General features: G+C 64.9%; 18 protein-coding genes. 8 read left to right on the top strand and 10 right to left on the bottom strand.

What is annotated here, in order from left to right; genetic code table 11:
* Window positions 1–93: 93 nt before the first annotated feature.
* A complete protein-coding gene (locus tag D6M19_RS16060) occupies window positions 94–1,593 on the top strand; it encodes an RNA polymerase sigma factor (protein WP_206428538.1) in 1,500 nt (499 codons plus the stop codon).
* 10 nt (window positions 1,594–1,603) lie between these two features.
* Here the strand turns inward: D6M19_RS16060 and D6M19_RS16055 are convergent, their stop codons facing one another.
* The 6 genes from D6M19_RS16055 to D6M19_RS16030 form a co-directional block, all read right to left on the bottom strand.
* Window positions 1,604–2,308 carry an SH3 domain-containing protein gene (locus D6M19_RS16055; protein ID WP_164478514.1) on the bottom strand — a complete coding sequence of 235 codons (705 nt, stop codon included), beginning with the start codon at window positions 2,306–2,308 and terminating at the stop codon, window positions 1,604–1,606.
* A gap of 47 nt (window positions 2,309–2,355) precedes the next feature.
* On the bottom strand, window positions 2,356–2,994 hold the full coding sequence (locus D6M19_RS16050) for a hypothetical protein (protein WP_164478513.1): 639 nt from the start codon (window positions 2,992–2,994) through the stop codon (window positions 2,356–2,358).
* Between the two features lie 110 nt (window positions 2,995–3,104).
* Entirely contained in the window at window positions 3,105–3,623 is a 519-nt protein-coding gene (locus tag D6M19_RS16045) for a hypothetical protein (RefSeq protein WP_164478512.1), read from the bottom strand.
* 119 nt (window positions 3,624–3,742) lie between these two features.
* Window positions 3,743–4,240 carry a hypothetical protein gene (locus D6M19_RS16040; protein ID WP_123026219.1) on the bottom strand — a complete coding sequence of 166 codons (498 nt, stop codon included), beginning with the start codon at window positions 4,238–4,240 and terminating at the stop codon, window positions 3,743–3,745.
* Between the two features lie 222 nt (window positions 4,241–4,462).
* Window positions 4,463–5,242, bottom strand: a complete 780-nt coding sequence (locus D6M19_RS16035) for a hypothetical protein (RefSeq protein ID WP_123026218.1) — start codon at window positions 5,240–5,242, stop codon at window positions 4,463–4,465.
* A 23-nt stretch (window positions 5,243–5,265) separates the two neighbouring features.
* Window positions 5,266–5,607, bottom strand: a complete 342-nt coding sequence (locus tag D6M19_RS16030; RefSeq protein WP_123026217.1) for a DUF952 domain-containing protein — start codon at window positions 5,605–5,607, stop codon at window positions 5,266–5,268.
* A gap of 157 nt (window positions 5,608–5,764) precedes the next feature.
* Here D6M19_RS16030 and D6M19_RS16025 point away from each other — a divergent pair, with 157 nt between their 5' ends.
* Together D6M19_RS16025 and D6M19_RS16020 are read left to right on the top strand one after the other, a co-directional pair.
* Window positions 5,765–5,965, top strand: coding sequence for a DUF7455 domain-containing protein (locus D6M19_RS16025; protein ID WP_123026216.1), 201 nt, complete (start codon window positions 5,765–5,767; stop codon window positions 5,963–5,965).
* A gap of 57 nt (window positions 5,966–6,022) precedes the next feature.
* Entirely contained in the window at window positions 6,023–7,018 is a 996-nt protein-coding gene (locus D6M19_RS16020; RefSeq protein ID WP_123026215.1) for a YihY/virulence factor BrkB family protein, read from the top strand.
* Here the strand turns inward: D6M19_RS16020 and D6M19_RS16015 are convergent.
* Window positions 7,008–7,244: a DUF3039 domain-containing protein gene (locus D6M19_RS16015; RefSeq protein WP_123026214.1), complete on the bottom strand. Its 237-nt coding sequence runs from the start codon at window positions 7,242–7,244 to the stop codon at window positions 7,008–7,010. The two genes, D6M19_RS16020 and D6M19_RS16015, sit on opposite strands and share 11 nt — an antisense overlap.
* A gap of 77 nt (window positions 7,245–7,321) precedes the next feature.
* Here D6M19_RS16015 and D6M19_RS16010 point away from each other — a divergent pair, with 77 nt between their 5' ends.
* The 3 genes from D6M19_RS16010 to D6M19_RS16000 all read left to right on the top strand — a co-directional run bounded on the left by D6M19_RS16010 (window position 7,322) and on the right by D6M19_RS16000 (window position 9,642).
* Entirely contained in the window at window positions 7,322–7,720 is a 399-nt protein-coding gene (locus D6M19_RS16010; protein ID WP_123026213.1) for a DUF3099 domain-containing protein, read from the top strand.
* A gap of 117 nt (window positions 7,721–7,837) precedes the next feature.
* Entirely contained in the window at window positions 7,838–8,827 is a 990-nt protein-coding gene (locus D6M19_RS16005) for a sigma-70 family RNA polymerase sigma factor (RefSeq protein WP_268812318.1), read from the top strand.
* Window positions 8,828–8,949: 122 nt separating this feature from the next.
* Entirely contained in the window at window positions 8,950–9,642 is a 693-nt protein-coding gene (locus D6M19_RS16000; RefSeq protein ID WP_123026212.1) for an iron-dependent transcriptional repressor DtxR, read from the top strand.
* A 31-nt stretch (window positions 9,643–9,673) separates the two neighbouring features.
* On the opposite strand, the gene D6M19_RS15995 is transcribed toward D6M19_RS16000, so the two are convergent.
* Both D6M19_RS15995 and D6M19_RS15990 read right to left on the bottom strand, forming a co-directional pair.
* Complete coding sequence (locus D6M19_RS15995) at window positions 9,674–10,699, bottom strand: DUF4192 domain-containing protein (protein WP_123026211.1); 1,026 nt, start codon at window positions 10,697–10,699, stop codon at window positions 9,674–9,676.
* Between the two features lie 93 nt (window positions 10,700–10,792).
* Window positions 10,793–11,527 carry a DUF5642 family protein gene (locus tag D6M19_RS15990; protein ID WP_234834883.1) on the bottom strand — a complete coding sequence of 245 codons (735 nt, stop codon included), beginning with the start codon at window positions 11,525–11,527 and terminating at the stop codon, window positions 10,793–10,795.
* 143 nt (window positions 11,528–11,670) lie between these two features.
* Between D6M19_RS15990 and sthA the strand changes: the two genes are divergently transcribed.
* Window positions 11,671–13,077 carry a Si-specific NAD(P)(+) transhydrogenase gene (gene sthA / locus D6M19_RS15985; RefSeq protein WP_164478524.1) on the top strand — a complete coding sequence of 469 codons (1,407 nt, stop codon included), beginning with the start codon at window positions 11,671–11,673 and terminating at the stop codon, window positions 13,075–13,077.
* Window positions 13,078–13,080: 3 nt separating this feature from the next.
* On the opposite strand, the gene D6M19_RS15980 is transcribed toward sthA, so the two are convergent.
* Complete coding sequence (locus D6M19_RS15980) at window positions 13,081–13,857, bottom strand: trypsin-like serine peptidase (protein ID WP_123026209.1); 777 nt, start codon at window positions 13,855–13,857, stop codon at window positions 13,081–13,083.
* Window positions 13,858–13,971: 114 nt separating this feature from the next.
* On the opposite strand from D6M19_RS15980, the gene D6M19_RS15975 reads away from it, so the two are divergent.
* The gene (locus D6M19_RS15975; protein ID WP_123026292.1) at window positions 13,972–14,958 is read left to right on the top strand and encodes a proteasome assembly chaperone family protein; all 987 of its coding nucleotides are present in this window, start codon (window positions 13,972–13,974) and stop codon (window positions 14,956–14,958) included.
* The last annotated feature ends 32 nt before the right edge of the window (window positions 14,959–14,990 follow it).

The raw sequence follows: 14,990 nt of genomic DNA, 5'->3' as shown, positions 1-14,990 counted from the left end.
CAGCAGATAATCAACGCCGCATTCGACATAACAGACGCTTTTCGATGGTGCATGCCCCCAGATCATCGAAATCCTCATGACCGAAAGGGTGACGTGGCAGCGACAAAGGCAAGCCCGGCAGCCACAAAGCCGGTGAAGCGCACCGCTACCAAGACTCCCGCGAAGAAGGCGACGGCAGCCAAGACCACGAACGGGTCCGCTGCTGCCAAGCGAGCCACGAAGACGGACCAGCCCGTCGCCAAGACGCGCACGGCAACCAAGGCCGCGGCAACCAAGGCCCCCGCCGCGAAGGCCAAGGCCGACGCCGCCCCGCGCGGGCGCGCCAAGAAGGCGACCTCCCCGGACCCGACGACCACCGCGGCCGACGGTACCGAGGACGAGCTCGAGACCACCGACGAACTCGACGGTGAGCCCGACGAACTCGTCGAGGAGGATCTGGAGCTCGACGATCTCGAGGACGACGAAGCGGGCGATGATGCTGCCGACGGAGACGACGCAGGCACCAAGGCGGCCGTCGGCGACGCCAAGGCCCCCGCCGTCGCCGACGCAGCGCCCGCCGAGGACGATGAGATCACCGAGCCAACCGAGAAGGACAAGGCATCGGGAGACTTCGTCTGGGACGAGGAGGAATCCGAGGCGCTGAGGCAGGCCCGCAAGGACGCCGAGCTCACCGCATCGGCGGACTCGGTACGCGCCTACCTCAAGCAGATCGGCAAGGTCGCGCTGCTCAACGCCGAAGAAGAGGTCGAGCTGGCCAAGCGGATCGAGGCGGGCCTCTACGCCACCCAGCTGATGACCGAGATCGCCGACAAGGGCGAGAAGCTGCCCGCCGCTCAGCGGCGCGACATGGCGTGGATCTGCCGCGACGGCGATCGCGCGAAAAACCATCTGCTGGAAGCGAACCTGCGACTCGTGGTGTCGCTGGCCAAGCGCTACACCGGTCGCGGTATGGCCTTCCTCGATCTCATTCAGGAGGGCAACCTCGGCCTGATCCGTGCGGTCGAGAAGTTCGACTACACAAAGGGTTACAAGTTCTCCACGTATGCCACCTGGTGGATCCGGCAGGCGATCACCCGCGCGATGGCCGACCAGGCCCGCACCATCCGTATCCCGGTGCACATGGTCGAGGTGATCAACAAGCTCGGCCGCATCCAGCGCGAGCTCTTGCAGGATCTGGGTCGCGAGCCCACACCGGAAGAGCTGGCCAAGGAAATGGACATCACGCCCGAAAAGGTGCTTGAGATCCAGCAGTACGCGCGTGAGCCGATCTCGCTCGACCAGACCATCGGCGACGAAGGCGATTCGCAGCTGGGCGATTTCATCGAGGACAGCGAGGCCGTCGTCGCCGTCGACGCGGTGTCGTTCACGCTGCTACAGGACCAGCTGCAGTCGGTCCTGGAGACCCTGTCCGAGCGTGAGGCAGGCGTGGTCCGGCTGCGGTTCGGCCTGACCGACGGGCAGCCGCGCACACTCGACGAGATCGGTCAGGTCTACGGCGTCACCCGCGAGCGGATCCGCCAGATCGAGTCCAAGACGATGTCGAAGTTGCGTCACCCCAGCCGTTCTCAGGTGCTGCGCGACTACCTCGACTAGTACATAGCCTTCAGAACGTCAGGCGCCCCTGCTCGACAAAGCCGAAGCCCTGTGGGATGGATGCCTCGTTGACTCGGCACCAGCCGTCCTTGCATTGGCCTTCCAGGCTGACCTGGGTGCCATCCGCCAGGGTGGCGATCTTGGCGCCCTGGATGCCGTTCACGGGGTCGGGAACATCGTTGTGCGCGATGTTGAAGACGTCCGCAGGGCCGCCGGCCACCGTCGCGGACTGCTTCCGTTGGAATTCGTCGGGGATGGGCGGCGGCGAGCCGGGTATGCAGGCGAACTGAGTGGGCGAGTCCCAATTCTGCCTGTCGAGGCTCCCGGTCACGAAGGACCCCAGGGGCGTGCCGTCGGGTCCGATGGAGCCGTCGAGGATCAACGGCGGATACTTGGATCCCCTGGTCACCTCGAGGTGGATGACGTTTCCCCCCTTGGTCATGTCTCCGGTGATCCGCCCCGGCAAGCTGGTGCCGTTTTGGTAGAAGGTCTCCGCAGCGGTGTTGACGTGCGTTTCGCCCTTGACGACCCTGAACCGCGTCTCGGCGTCGGTCTCGGGGTAATGGATGACCACTTCTCCGCCGGGGAACTGATAGCCGCCCTGTTGGTAGCAGTCGTAATCCGCCTGAGCCGGCGCCGCCGGGCTGACCAGAAACCCGATCGCGGCCAATGTCGCGGCACCGCCCACGAGTTTCCTGCTATTCGACATCAACATGTTGCGACAGTAACCACATGGGAAGCGCGAAGATATCGGGTGATTCCCTAGCTTTCGGCGCTCTCATCCGAGTTCGGGTCCACGACTTTGAAGGTGATCCGCTTCACCAGCGTCTCGCCTTGAGGCAGGCAACTCGTGCCTTGATCGGCTGTGAACCCGTCGCAATGCGGCGCGGACAAGTTCCACGACACGTCGACTGTGTGGGTGCCGACCGGCAGGGGATCCAGCGAACCGAGACCAACGGTGTTGACCGTGGGCAAGTCAGGTCCGCTCGGGTGTTGACCCGCCCAGATCTTGTTGTCGCCCGGGAACGAACGGTTGGTCTGGTAGGCCGACCCCGCGTCGACGACGTACTCGATGCTTTGAATCTTGGCGCGGAAGTCGTCGACCGGTGTGGCGAAGTCGGTCGCGAACCCCGAGGGCTTCTCGTCGAATCGGCTGTTCATGGTCCACGGCACGGACGCGGCCCACCTCTGACCGGCAGGCACCTCGGTGCAGTTGGAGGTGACGACTGCCACCGAGTATCCGTACTGCTGCTTCAGCGTCGAACCGTTCGACGTGACGCACGGCTCGGCGCCCGCCCATTTGGCGGCGGCGGACGGACTGACAGTCACCGCCGTCGAAGAGAGAATCGCCGCCGACAGCAGCGCGGGCCAAACCCAGCGGACCATAAAGCGATGGGACATCGTCGTCCTCCCGTTTGCCGACAATGCAGCCAGCCAACTACCAGCGAACCGCTTCGTCAACAATTTACGAGGTTGTCGATTATCCCAGCTAACTCCTTCGGGCTAGGCCACTATGGCTTCGGCATCGTCTCGATCATCTCATCGAGAACGTCTTGTCCCGGGGACCCGCCGGAGTTGGACGGCGGAGGCGCGCTGTTGACACATTCCAGGGGTTGAGCGGACGTCCATGTGGTGTACAGCTTGTGTTGCTTCACCTCGAATGAGGTGCCTTCGGCGAATCCGTCGGGACGGACGTCTCCCTCGAATCGGCCTACGGACATGTTGCTCCACGGGACGGTGATCAGAATGTGGCCATTGCCCTCGAGCCCGCCGGCGGGCGGACCGTAAGACGGATCGGGTTTGAAATCCATCCAATACTTGGCGTTGTCAGGGCCGGCGTGCCGCCGCGGGTCACCCGATACGGGGAACGTCACGTGCCAGCCATCCTTCTGAATGATTTCGAATACCGGCGGGAACTGATACATGCATGCGGCGCGCGCCGCCGGCGACGGTACGACAGCGCAGGCCGCGGCGACCGCCACGGCTGTGGCAGCCAGCCGCGACGCCCGGATCCAGATTCTGTGGCACATCACCGTCACCTTTCGGTCGCTGCGAAGGCAGTCAGCTACCACGGACGTTACGGATCGGGAGATCAACCGCGCATCAGGTGTTTCCCTACCCCTCCACCGCCAGACCCCTACATGTTTTGCTATGGCTTCGCGGTCTGCACCTCGGCCTCGTTCTGCATCTGGTCCTGCATCTGTTGCTGTTGATTCTTGAGCTCCTCCTGAGCAGCGGGTGGGCTCCAGCACGGCATCGGCTCGACAGACATCCATGTGAATTGGTGCCTCTGATTGGTCTCGTCCCACGACCTACCTTCGGCCATTCCGTCAGGTCGCACGTTCCCGACGAACTTTCCGACGGATTTGTTGCTCCACGGCACCGTGATCTCGATGCCACCGTTCTCGTTCATTCCGCCGACGGGATCACCGAACGACGGATCGAGATGGCCGCTCATCCAGTACTTGGCCTGCCCCGGCCCCGTGATGCGCCGCGGATCCCCCGAGACAGGGAACGTCACATGCCAGTGGTCGTTCTGTTCGATCTCGAAAATCGGCGGGAACTGGTACTGGCAAGCGGCGCGAGCCGCAGGTGGGGACACCGTGACACCGCCGACGGTCGTGGCGGCGATTGCAGCGACCGCCATGAAGGTTCTACTCACAGATTCTCGGTGAGACATGACGTCACCTTTCGCTAGCCAACAGTCGAGCTAGCGTGGACGTTACGGATCGGCGGATCAACGGCGCATCAGGTGTTTCCCTATTTCTTCGCCAGCACGACCCTGCAAAACGCAGTCGCGCGACGACCGCGACGAAGCCAGCGGGTCAGCTGCCGAGAACCACGTCGCGGTCACGCCACCGCCTCCCTGCTAGCGCTTCCTGGCGCGGACTTTGTATGTCGCAGGCCATGATTCGCGGGTGTCGTCCCCCGAGAGCGGGATGCCCTTGCTTCCGATGCGGACGTCGAACGCCTCCTTGTCCGCGCCGACCTCGCGGTTGGCGTGCTCCTGGGCGGCGTACATCAACTGGTCGATCTCCGCTTCGGCGAACGTGACGAAGGATGTCTTGCGGACTTCGTCGTCGCCCGGCGTCATCTTCTCGGGCAGCACCCGTGACGCAAGCGCCGCCAGACCAAGCAGCGCGAACGGAATGATCCAGTAGCAGAGGAACGACAGCGGCGTCTTGGTATCGAGAATCGTGGCGTTGCCGTACACGATCGGCGGGATCGCCGAGGACACCGTCATGCCGGCGAACGCACCGACCCAGATCCACGTCAACAACGTGGTGATCCGTTTGAACACTTCACCCTTGATCACTTCTTCTGGCTGGTCGACTTCGGCGAACTCGCGGACGAACGGCCTGCCGAGCAGCACGCTGCTGAGCGCGACCAGAAAGATTCCGGCATTGCTCAGCGGCTGCATCCACTGCTCCATGAACGACTGGCTCAGCGTGAACGTCAAGATCGCCAGCACGACAAAGGTTCCGATGGCGCCGATTTCGAGCGTGCGGCCCGGCGTCCCCTTCACCCGCCCGATGACGAACGACGCCACGGCCACGGCAAGAGCCACCAACACTGCGGCCTCGAACGGCACATTGCCGACCAGCACCCAATAGACGATCCACGGCGCGAAGCCCACCAGAATGCTCACGGTGGGTCAGTGTATGTAAACCGCTAGGGGCTCAGCGGCGGGAACGAACCGTCAGGTTGCGGCGAATACGGAGTGACACTCGTCACAGCTCCGATCGGCAGCGGACCGTACAGATGCGGGAACAACATCGAGTCTGGATCCGTCGGCACGCCCGGTTCCCAGCGAATCGGAGCGGTCAACCGGTCGGGATCGATGTGCAGAAGCAACAGGTCCATTCGTCGCGCATAGAGCCGGTTGGCCGGCAGATGTACCTGCTCAGGCGCCGAAAGATGGATGAAACCGACCGCGTCGAGGGAGTCCGGCCGGTGCTCGCCGCGACCCTGGGCGAGCTGCCAATCGGCCTTGGCACAGATGTGCATGAGCATCTCTCCAGCTTGGCCTCCCCGCAACTTCGCCGAGGGTGAAAAACGACACACCCGCATACGGCTTGGGAACAACGCTGAAAGCCCAAGCGTCTGACAGAGTGGACTTGCGTGAAACCGGGTATTACCCGGTCGCACCACGAGCAGAGACGGAGGAGCCATGAACGCAACTCTGACCAGCCCCGAACTCACTCGGGCTGATCGCTGCGACCGCTGCGGCGCCGCTGCTCGCGTACGGGCAAAGTTGCCGTCGGGCGCAGAGCTGTTGTTCTGCCAGCACCACGCCAACGAGCATGAGGCCAAGCTGATCGAGCTGGCCGCCGTGCTCGAGGTCAACCCTGCCGAACCCGTCGACGCTTAATCCACCAGCCTGCCCCTCTGGGCAGGACGGCACTTCTTCAGGAATGCTGGACTGGTCATGACCGACCAGTCCCCCGTTTCGCGCCACCACATTTGGCAGATCACGAAGCGGACGCTTTCGAAGAGCTGGGATGACTCGATCTTCTCGGAGTCTGCGCAGGCGGCATTCTGGTGCGCGCTTTCGCTGCCACCCTTGCTGTTGGGAATGCTCGGAAGCCTGGCCTATATCGCGCCGCTGTTCGGCCCCGAGACGCTGCCGGTGATCGAGGAGCAGTTGATCAACACGGCCAGCCACTTCTTCTCCCAGAACGTGGTGACCGAGATCATCGAGCCGACCGTCCGTGACATCGTCAGGGGCGCTCGTGGCGAGGTGGTGTCGATCGGGTTCGTCATCTCATTGTGGGCCGGCTCGTCGGCCGTCTCGGCCTTCGTCGACTCCATCACCGAGGCCCATGATCAGACCCCGCTGAGACATCCTGTGCGGCAACGCTTCTTCGCGCTCGGTCTGTACGTGGTGATGCTGGTCGTTGCCATCGCAACTGCTCCGCTCATCGCGCTGGGACCGCTGAAGATCGGTGCGCGCATCCCTGAAAGCTGGGACAACGTGTTGCGCTTCGGCTACTACCCGGCGCTCATCCTCGCGCTGGTGGTGTCGGTGACGTTCCTCTACCGGGTGTCGCTGCCCAAGCCGCTGCCGTCACATCGGCTGGTCCTCGGTGCTTTGTTGGCCACCGCCGTGTTCCTGGTCACCACGGTCGGCTTACGGATCTACCTGACGTACATCACCAGCACGGGTTACACCTACGGGGCGCTCGCGACCCCGATCGCGTTTCTGCTGTTCGCCTTCTTCCTCGGCTTCGCGATCATGATCGGGGCCGAATTGAACGCGGCCATCCAGGAAGAGTGGCCCGCGCCCGACACCCACGCCAGGCGGTTCAGGGGGTGGTTGGAGGAGAAGGCAGCCGAGGGCCTCGAGTCGTTGAACGGAAATTCGGAACCGGCCGCAGGACCCTCCACGAGCGCGACCACCAAAGGCGACGCCGCTACTTCTTGAGTTGCTCGTAGATCCTCTTGCAGTCCGGGCACACCGGCGAGCCGGGCTTGGCCGCCTTGGTAACCGGAAACACCTCGCCGCACAGCGCGACGACGTGGGTACCCATGACGGCGCTTTCGGCGATCTTTTCCTTCTTGACGTAATGGAAGAACTTCGGGGTGTCGCTGTCAGTCCCGTCGTCGACGCGTTCGTCGGTGTCGGTGCGTTCGATGGTCTGGGTTTCCATGCGTTCATTGTGCCCGGCAATACATCGGTAAGAAACCGATCGGTTTAACGACCCCTAGGTGTGGAACAGTGGGTCATATGAAACACGGCCAAGAGCTGGGTTTCGACGACGACGGTCGACCTGTCCTGATCACCCGTGCCGCCCCCGCCTACGAGGAGCAGCACCGCGCACGTGTGCGCAAGTACCTGACCATCATGGCGTTCCGCATTCCTGCGCTGATCCTGGCGGCGGTGGCGTACGGCATATGGGAGAACGGACTTGTCTCGCTGGCGATCATCGTGGCGTCGATACCGCTGCCTTGGATCGCGGTTCTGATCGCGAACGACCGCCCGCCCCGGCGCGCCGAGGAGCCACGACGTTACGAGGCGCGCCGCATACCGCTGTTCCCGACCGCCGAACGGCCCGCAATCGAGCAGCGATCACGATCGGCGCCGCAACCCGACGGTGGCGATCTCAACGGCGACGTTCCTTCCTGAGCAGCATCTAGCCGTATTCTCAGACGATTCTCAGGTCATCGCGGCAAAACCGCTGATCAGCACGTGTGAATCGGCCGATTCGTGGGAACTCTTCGTACCAATCAGGCGTTGAACTTCTTGACAGTCCGAGCCGAGCAGGAGGCCCCGATGGCTAATGCCACACTAAGCCGCTTCGACCACGATCTGGACGCTCAGAGTCCAGCCGCTGATCTGGTGCGCGTGTATCTCAACGGCATCGGCAAGACGGCATTGCTCAACGCCGCCGATGAGGTTGAACTCGCAAAGCGCATCGAGGCCGGCCTGTATGCACAGCATCTGCTGGCAACCCGTAAGCGACTGGGAGAGAGCCGCAAACGCGATCTCGCGATCGTGGTGCGCGACGGTGAAGCGGCCCGCAGCCATCTTCTCGAGGCCAACCTTCGACTGGTCGTCTCGTTGGCGAAGCGCTACACCGGACGTGGCATGCCGTTGCTGGACCTGATCCAGGAAGGCAACCTCGGTTTGATCCGCGCGATGGAGAAGTTCGACTATGCCAAGGGCTTCAAGTTCTCCACGTACGCCACGTGGTGGATCCGGCAGGCGATCACCCGCGGCATGGCCGACCAGAGCCGCACCATCCGGCTTCCCGTCCATCTCGTCGAGCAGGTCAACAAGCTCGCCCGCATCAAGCGGGAGATGCACCAGAACCTCGGCCGTGAGGCCACCGACGAGGAATTGGCCGAGGAATCCGGCATCCCCGCCGAGAAGATCGCCGACCTGCTCGAGCACAGCCGCGACCCGGTGAGCCTCGACATGCCCGTCGGCAGCGACGAAGAAGCTCCGCTGGGTGACTTCATCGAAGACGAGAACGCGATGTCGGCCGAAAACGCCGTGATCTCCGAACTTCTGCACACCGACATTCGGCACGTGCTGGCCACGCTCGACGAGCGTGAGCAGCAGGTGATCCGGCTGCGGTTCGGCCTCGACGACGGCCAGCCCCGCACCCTCGACCAAATCGGCAAGCTCTTCGGGTTGTCCCGGGAACGAGTGCGCCAGATCGAGCGTGAGGTGATGGCCAAACTGCGCAACGGCGAACGCGCCGACCGCTTGCGCTCCTACGCCAGCTAACGACCCCTTCGCAGATGGCCCGCCGGTGAAAACCGGCGGGCCATCTTGCTACACACCGACGATGTAGAACAGCTATTCGCGCAGCTAGGCCGGTAGACTCTGGGTGTGACGAAGGGTTGCTCATGAACGATCTGGTCGATACCACCGAGATGTACCTGCGGACCATCTACGACCTCGAAGAAGAGGGCGTAGTGCCGTTGCGGGCGCGCATCGCCGAGCGTCTCGAGCAGAGTGGACCCACCGTCAGCCAGACAGTCTCCCGGATGGAGCGCGACGGCCTGCTGCACGTCGCAGGCGACCGGCACCTGGAGCTGACCGACAAGGGTCGCGGCCTTGCCGTCGCCGTGATGCGTAAGCACCGGCTGGCCGAGCGGCTGCTGGTCGACGTGATCGGGCTGCCGTGGGAGGAAGTGCATGCCGAGGCGTGCCGTTGGGAGCATGTGATGAGCGAGGACGTCGAACGACGCCTCGTCCAGGTGCTGGACAACCCGACGGTGTCCCCGTTCGGCAATCCCATCCCCGGCCTGTCCGAACTCGGCATCGGCAACTGGGCCGGCTCCGAGGACCGCAACCTGGTGCGGCTGACCGAGCTGCCCGCCGGTTTCCCGGTTGCCGTCGTCGTGCGTCAGCTGACCGAACACGTCCAGGGTGACGTCAACTTGATCGCCCGGCTCAAGGAAGCGGGTGTGGTTCCCAACGCCCGGGTGACCGTCGAAACCGGTCCCAACGGCGGGGTGATGATCGTCATCCCTGGCCACGAACAGGTCGAGCTGCCGCACGAGATGGCGCACGCTGTGAAGGTGGAAAAGGTCTAGAGGCCCCCGAAAGGCCTCGGCCACAACCGAACTAGCCCGCCCGCCGTCCGAACTCTCTTCGGTTCGGCAACTTCAGGCCGAGCCGCTTGGCGAGCTGGTAGCCCGTCGCTGCGAGTTCGCGGATCTGCTCGGGCCGCATCCCTGACTGGAGCGCGGTGTCGAGCATGCCCGCCATCCGGTGCGTGGCATCGCAGCGCAGCGCCGCCTCCAGCGACACCCCGGCCAACGGCCCGTCCCCGCGGGCGTAGGCGGAGAACGCCAACAACACCAGCGCCTCGACCCGCCACGGCGGAGGAAGCGCGCGCGACAGCCCGGCCCACAGCGCCTCGGCTTGGGCGGCCTTGTCCCCCACCGCCAGTGCGTAGAGCACGTCGCGCACCTGTGGGTCGGTCAGGGCGTGCGCCAGCCGGGCAGTCACGGGCTCGGGCAGTTCTCGCCCCGTCGCCACCCGTGCCGCCGCCGTCATGGCTTCCTGGACGGCGTTCGCCGGGTCGACCTCCGCGCCGGCGTGGCCGCGGATCACGTCGGCCATCGCGTCGCTCGCGGCCGCATCGGTGAGCGCTATGACCTTCTGAAGTTCCTCGCGGCGGGTGTACAGCCGCCGGCCGTCCAGTACCGCGGCCATCGCCAGCGGCGACGCCGACGGGTCGTCGACCGTGCCCCAGCTGCCGTCCAGGCAGTGCCACCGCCCGTCGCGGCTAACCGTGTCAACGATGTGGAAGTCGAGCAGCTCGATCGCATGGTCGGCAAGGTCGTCCTCCAAGGCCGTGTGAAGAGCCCGGTAATCGTCATTGCACAACTGGCAGCCTGCGCCCTGCGCGTCGACAACGACCGCGATCGCGGCATCCGGCCTTGCCGCCGCGGCGACCTGGGCGAGATGGCCGACGGAGGCGAGCAGCTCGAGCGAAAGATCAACGCGCATAACGCAACCCAATTCTCCTCGATCGATGGTCACCAGGACGAGGGACTTTTCGGGAACGAAGCCAAGAACGGCGGGCAGCGCCGCGATCAGCGCGCCGGGTCGGTTGAGTTGAAAGTCGGATTGCGATGTCGTCATGTCCCGACGATGGGCGCCCACGCCGACCGGTAAGCCTTACAACCGCACAGCGGCCATCGCGCTGTGGATGAACTCGCGACTGGGTATAACCGGCTACCGCGGGATCTTATGGCGCACTTTGAGCACCGCATCGGTGAACAGCGTGTCCAGCGCCTGGGTATCCGGTGTGTCGTCAGACGACCCGGACTGCTGCCACGACGCTGTCACCCGGACGTCGCCGATGAGGGCGACCAGGGTCAGCGTCCTGGTGTGCGGATCCGCCGCCGACTCCGCAGTGACGGTCTGGTCGACCGCGTAGCTGTCATCGGCGTCCACCGGCGGAGCCGGCGGCAGATCGACAGTCACCTCCGACACCTCGCCTGCGTCTGCACCCGCGGTACTGGTGAACGACGGGCAGTCGGTGAGCTGGGTGACCCTGGCCCGCACCGAGGGCACCGGCCGGGTGACCGTGACGATGAGCCGGCTACCGCTTTCATCGTCGGTACCCGCTACGGCGGCCTTGTCCTGCGCCAGCATCGGCAGCGGCGCGCATTCGGGCGGCGACACCTCGGATCCGGCCGGGACGCCGTCGATTTCGGCGAGCACCCGGTCGACGTCCTTCAGAGGTAGCACGGCGGCCGGATACTGCGTGGGGAACCGTGTCGGTTCGATCAGCAAGTCCGCCACCGGGATCGGCTGCGCGGGTGCGACGACCGGCGGGTCACCGGCGCGCGCAGTGCCGGAGACCACCCTCGCGCATCCACCGACCACAACCGCCGCCGTCAGCGCAGCGCAGCAGACGATGGGCAGCATCGACCCGCGCAGAACCGTGCCCACCATTGCCGTCATCGTCTCACCGGCTGGTCCCTGCCGCTTTCAGGCGCGCTGAGCCTTTCACCGCTCACCCGTATCCAGGCTTTGTTCACCCGGTATTTGACCCCGTCGGCATGCGAGATCGCCGCAATCGGCGTACACCTTCACATATGGCTTCGGTGCTGGAGTACGACCTCGTCGTGATCGGTTCGGGTCCCGGCGGACAGAAGGCCGCTATCGCTGCGGCAAAGCTCGGCAAGACGGTCGCCGTCATCGAGCGCGGCCGAATGCTCGGCGGTGTCTGCGTGAACACCGGGACCATCCCGTCCAAGACGCTTCGCGAAGCGGTGGTTTACCTGACCGGCATGAGCCAGCGAGAGCTCTACGGTGCCAGCTACCGGGTCAAGGAGAAGATCACCCCCGCCGACCTGCTGGCCCGCACCACCCACGTCATCACCAAGGAGGTGGACGTGGTGCGCAGCCAGCTGATGCGCAACCGGGTCGACCTCCTCACCGGTCATGGCCGGTTCCTTGACGCCCACACGCTGTGCGTCGATGACCAGGCCCGTGGCGAAAGAACAACTGTCCGAGGCGAATACATCGTCATCGCCACCGGTACCAAGCCAGCGCGCCCTGCCGGTGTCGAATTCGACGAGGACCGGGTGCTCGACTCCGACGGCATCCTCGACCTGAAGTCGCTCCCGACATCGATGGTGGTCGTCGGCGCGGGCGTGATCGGCATCGAATACGCGTCGATGTTCGCGGCGCTCGGCACAAAGGTCACCGTCGTCGAGAAGCGCGACAACATGCTGGACTTCTGCGATCCCGAAGTCGTCGAGGCGCTGAAGTTCCACCTGCGCGACCTGGCGGTGACGTTCCGCTTCGGCGAGGAGGTGACGGCGGTCGACGTCGGCGCCGCAGGCACGGTGACGACGCTGGCCAGCGGTAAGCAGATTCCCGCGGAGACGGTGATGTACTCGGCGGGACGCCAAGGCCAGACCGAACACCTCGACGCGCAGAACGCCGGACTCGAGATCGACGGCCGCGGACGGATCTTCGTCGACGACCAGTTCCAGACCAAGGTCGACCACATCTACGCCGTCGGCGATGTGATCGGCTTCCCGGCACTGGCCGCCACGTCGATGGACCAGGGCAGGCTGGCGGCCTATCACGCGTTCGGCGAGCCGGTGAAGGGCATGACCGAGCTGCAGCCGATCGGTATCTACTCGATCCCCGAGGTGTCCTATGTCGGCGCAACGGAGGTGGATCTGACCCGCGACTCCATCCCCTACGAGGTCGGGGTGTCGCGGTATCGCGAACTGGCCCGCGGCCAGATCGCAGGCGATTCGTACGGCATGCTCAAGCTGCTGGTCTCGACCGAGGACCTCAAGCTGCTCGGCGTCCACATCTTCGGGACGAGCGCCACCGAGCTGGTGCACATCGGCCAGGCGGTGATGGGCTGCGGCGGCACCGTCGAATACCTCGTCGACGCCGTCTTCAACTACCCGACATTCTCGGAGGCCTACAAGGTCGCGGCGCTGGACGTGATGAACAAGCTGCGCGCGCTCAGCCAGTTCCGCACCTGAACCTCAGCAGTCGTCGTCGAACACCGTTGGCGCTTCGTCACCGGGGCCACCCGCCTCGGCGCGCGCCAACAGTGCGACCACCCCGTCGTCGAACGGCGGGGAGTACGAGACGTTTTCATCACATCCGCCGCCGTCGAGCCCACCGGTCAACCCGGTGATGGTCGGCCCTGTCGTCCATGGTGCGCCACTGGTTCCGTCGACAAGCCCGCCGCACGGCAGCGACGGGAAGCCGCCCGGCGCCAACTCTGTTTGGGACCTGCAGCCGACGGGGCCGCCTCCCACACCAAGCCCGTATCCGGTGACATTGACCACGGTGCCCGGTTTCGGCGCGGTGCCGATCGTCAGCCCACCGCCTGCCCCGTCTTCGAGCGTGCCTGCACCGTCGTGCTCGACTCGCAGAATTGCGAAGTCCGCCAACGGATCCTGGCTCGCCACCCATCGAGGGTCGAGGTAGACCGCGTCGACACGCCAGATGTCTGCCGGGTCGGCGGTGTCTTTGAAACCGGCAACGAATGTGGTGTCGACGCCCCCCGCGACGCAGTGCGCGGCGGTGAGGATCAGGTTGCCGTCCGTCGAGTCGAGTACGCCCGCGGTGCACGTGTGCAGATCGCCCGCACCGAGAAACAGGGCGCCTACCCTCGCGTCAGGCGACACAGGGGCGGCGGTCAACTTCGTCGCCGTCGGTGGGTGGCTCGGTGCGTGCGTTTCCGGCGGCGCTGTTCTGCCGCAGCCGGCCGTCACCGCCAGCAGCCCCACCACCAGCACCGCCGACACCCGCATGGCACCTGATCTTGCCCGATCACACCGGGCCTTGGCCGGTTCACGTGGACTCCAGAGCGGGCACACGGAGCCAATGAGACACTGGAAGGGGCGGTGTTCTAGGAGGTGAGCCCAATCAGCGACGAGCACGACAAACAGGACCAGCGCTATCAGCCCGACCACAGCGGGATGTACGAGCTGGAGTTCCCTGCGCCGCAATTGTCGTCGTCAGACGGACGCGGGCCGGTGATGATCCACGCCCTTGAGGGATTCTCGGACGCTGGGCACGCGATCCGGCTGTCCGCCCAACATCTGAAGAACACCCTCGACACCGAGTTGGTGGCGTCGTTCGCCATCGACGAACTGCTGGACTACCGGTCGCGGCGGCCGTTGATGACGTTCAAGACCGACCACTTCACCCACTACGAGGAACCCGAGCTGAGCCTGTACGCCCTGCATGACAGCGTGGGGACGCCGTTTTTGCTGCTTGCGGGCATGGAGCCGGACCTGCGTTGGGAGCGCTTCATCACGGCGGTACGGCTACTGGCCGAACGGCTCGACGTCCGGCAGACGATCGGGCTCGGCACCATTCCGATGGCGGTCCCGCACACCCGGCCGATGACGCTGACCGCGCATGCCAACAACAAGGAGCTGATCGCAGACCACACGCCTTGGCTCGGCGAGGTGCAGGTTCCCGGCAGCGTGTCCAACCTGCTGGAGTTCCGGATGGCCCAGCATGGACACGATGTGGTCGGGTTCACCGTGCACGTGCCGCACTATCTCGCCCAGACCGACTACCCGGCCGCCGCAGAGGCACTGCTCGTGCAGGTCGCCAAGTCCGGCTCGTTGCAGCTGCCGCTGGCCGCGCTGGCGGAGGCGGCCGCCGATGTGGCCACCAAAGTCGAGGAACAGGTCACTGGGAGCAGCGAGGTTGCTCAAGTGGTGGAGGCTCTTGAGCGCCAGTACGATGCCTTCATCGCAGCCCAGGAGAACAAATCGCTGCTGGCACGCGATGAGGATCTGCCAAGTGGTGACGAGCTCGGCGCCGAGTTCGAGCGCTTTCTCGCCCAGCGGGACAAGAAGAGAACAGAAGGCTTACCAGATGGGGACGACGGCGTTTAGGCCGTCACCCGGTCCGACGACGAGGTTGGCGA

This window comes from Mycolicibacterium stellerae, assembly GCF_003719305.1.
Classification (GTDB): domain Bacteria; phylum Actinomycetota; class Actinomycetes; order Mycobacteriales; family Mycobacteriaceae; genus Mycobacterium; species Mycobacterium stellerae.
This window is presented reverse-complemented; position numbering and strand designations above follow the sequence as displayed.

What these genes read in the sequence shown, in the direction of transcription:
- D6M19_RS16055 (WP_164478514.1), bottom strand. Translation starts at nt 2,308, where the DNA reads ATGTTGATGTCGAATAGCAGGAAACTCGTGGGCGGTGCCGCGACATTG.
- D6M19_RS16050 (WP_164478513.1), bottom strand. Translation starts at nt 2,994, where the DNA reads ATGTCCCATCGCTTTATGGTCCGCTGGGTTTGGCCCGCGCTGCTGTCG.
- D6M19_RS16045 (WP_164478512.1), bottom strand. Translation starts at nt 3,623, where the DNA reads ATGTGCCACAGAATCTGGATCCGGGCGTCGCGGCTGGCTGCCACAGCC.
- D6M19_RS16040 (WP_123026219.1), bottom strand. Translation starts at nt 4,240, where the DNA reads ATGGCGGTCGCTGCAATCGCCGCCACGACCGTCGGCGGTGTCACGGTG.
- D6M19_RS16030 (WP_123026217.1), bottom strand. Translation starts at nt 5,607, where the DNA reads ATGCTCATGCACATCTGTGCCAAGGCCGATTGGCAGCTCGCCCAGGGT.
- D6M19_RS16025 (WP_123026216.1), top strand. Translation starts at nt 5,765, where the DNA reads ATGAACGCAACTCTGACCAGCCCCGAACTCACTCGGGCTGATCGCTGC.
- D6M19_RS16020 (WP_123026215.1), top strand. Translation starts at nt 6,023, where the DNA reads ATGACCGACCAGTCCCCCGTTTCGCGCCACCACATTTGGCAGATCACG.
- D6M19_RS16015 (WP_123026214.1), bottom strand. Translation starts at nt 7,244, where the DNA reads ATGGAAACCCAGACCATCGAACGCACCGACACCGACGAACGCGTCGAC.
- D6M19_RS16010 (WP_123026213.1), top strand. Translation starts at nt 7,322, where the DNA reads ATGAAACACGGCCAAGAGCTGGGTTTCGACGACGACGGTCGACCTGTC.
- D6M19_RS16000 (WP_123026212.1), top strand. Translation starts at nt 8,950, where the DNA reads ATGAACGATCTGGTCGATACCACCGAGATGTACCTGCGGACCATCTAC.
- D6M19_RS15995 (WP_123026211.1), bottom strand. Translation starts at nt 10,699, where the DNA reads ATGACGACATCGCAATCCGACTTTCAACTCAACCGACCCGGCGCGCTG.
- D6M19_RS15990 (WP_234834883.1), bottom strand. Translation starts at nt 11,527, where the DNA reads ATGACGGCAATGGTGGGCACGGTTCTGCGCGGGTCGATGCTGCCCATC.
- D6M19_RS15980 (WP_123026209.1), bottom strand. Translation starts at nt 13,857, where the DNA reads ATGCGGGTGTCGGCGGTGCTGGTGGTGGGGCTGCTGGCGGTGACGGCC.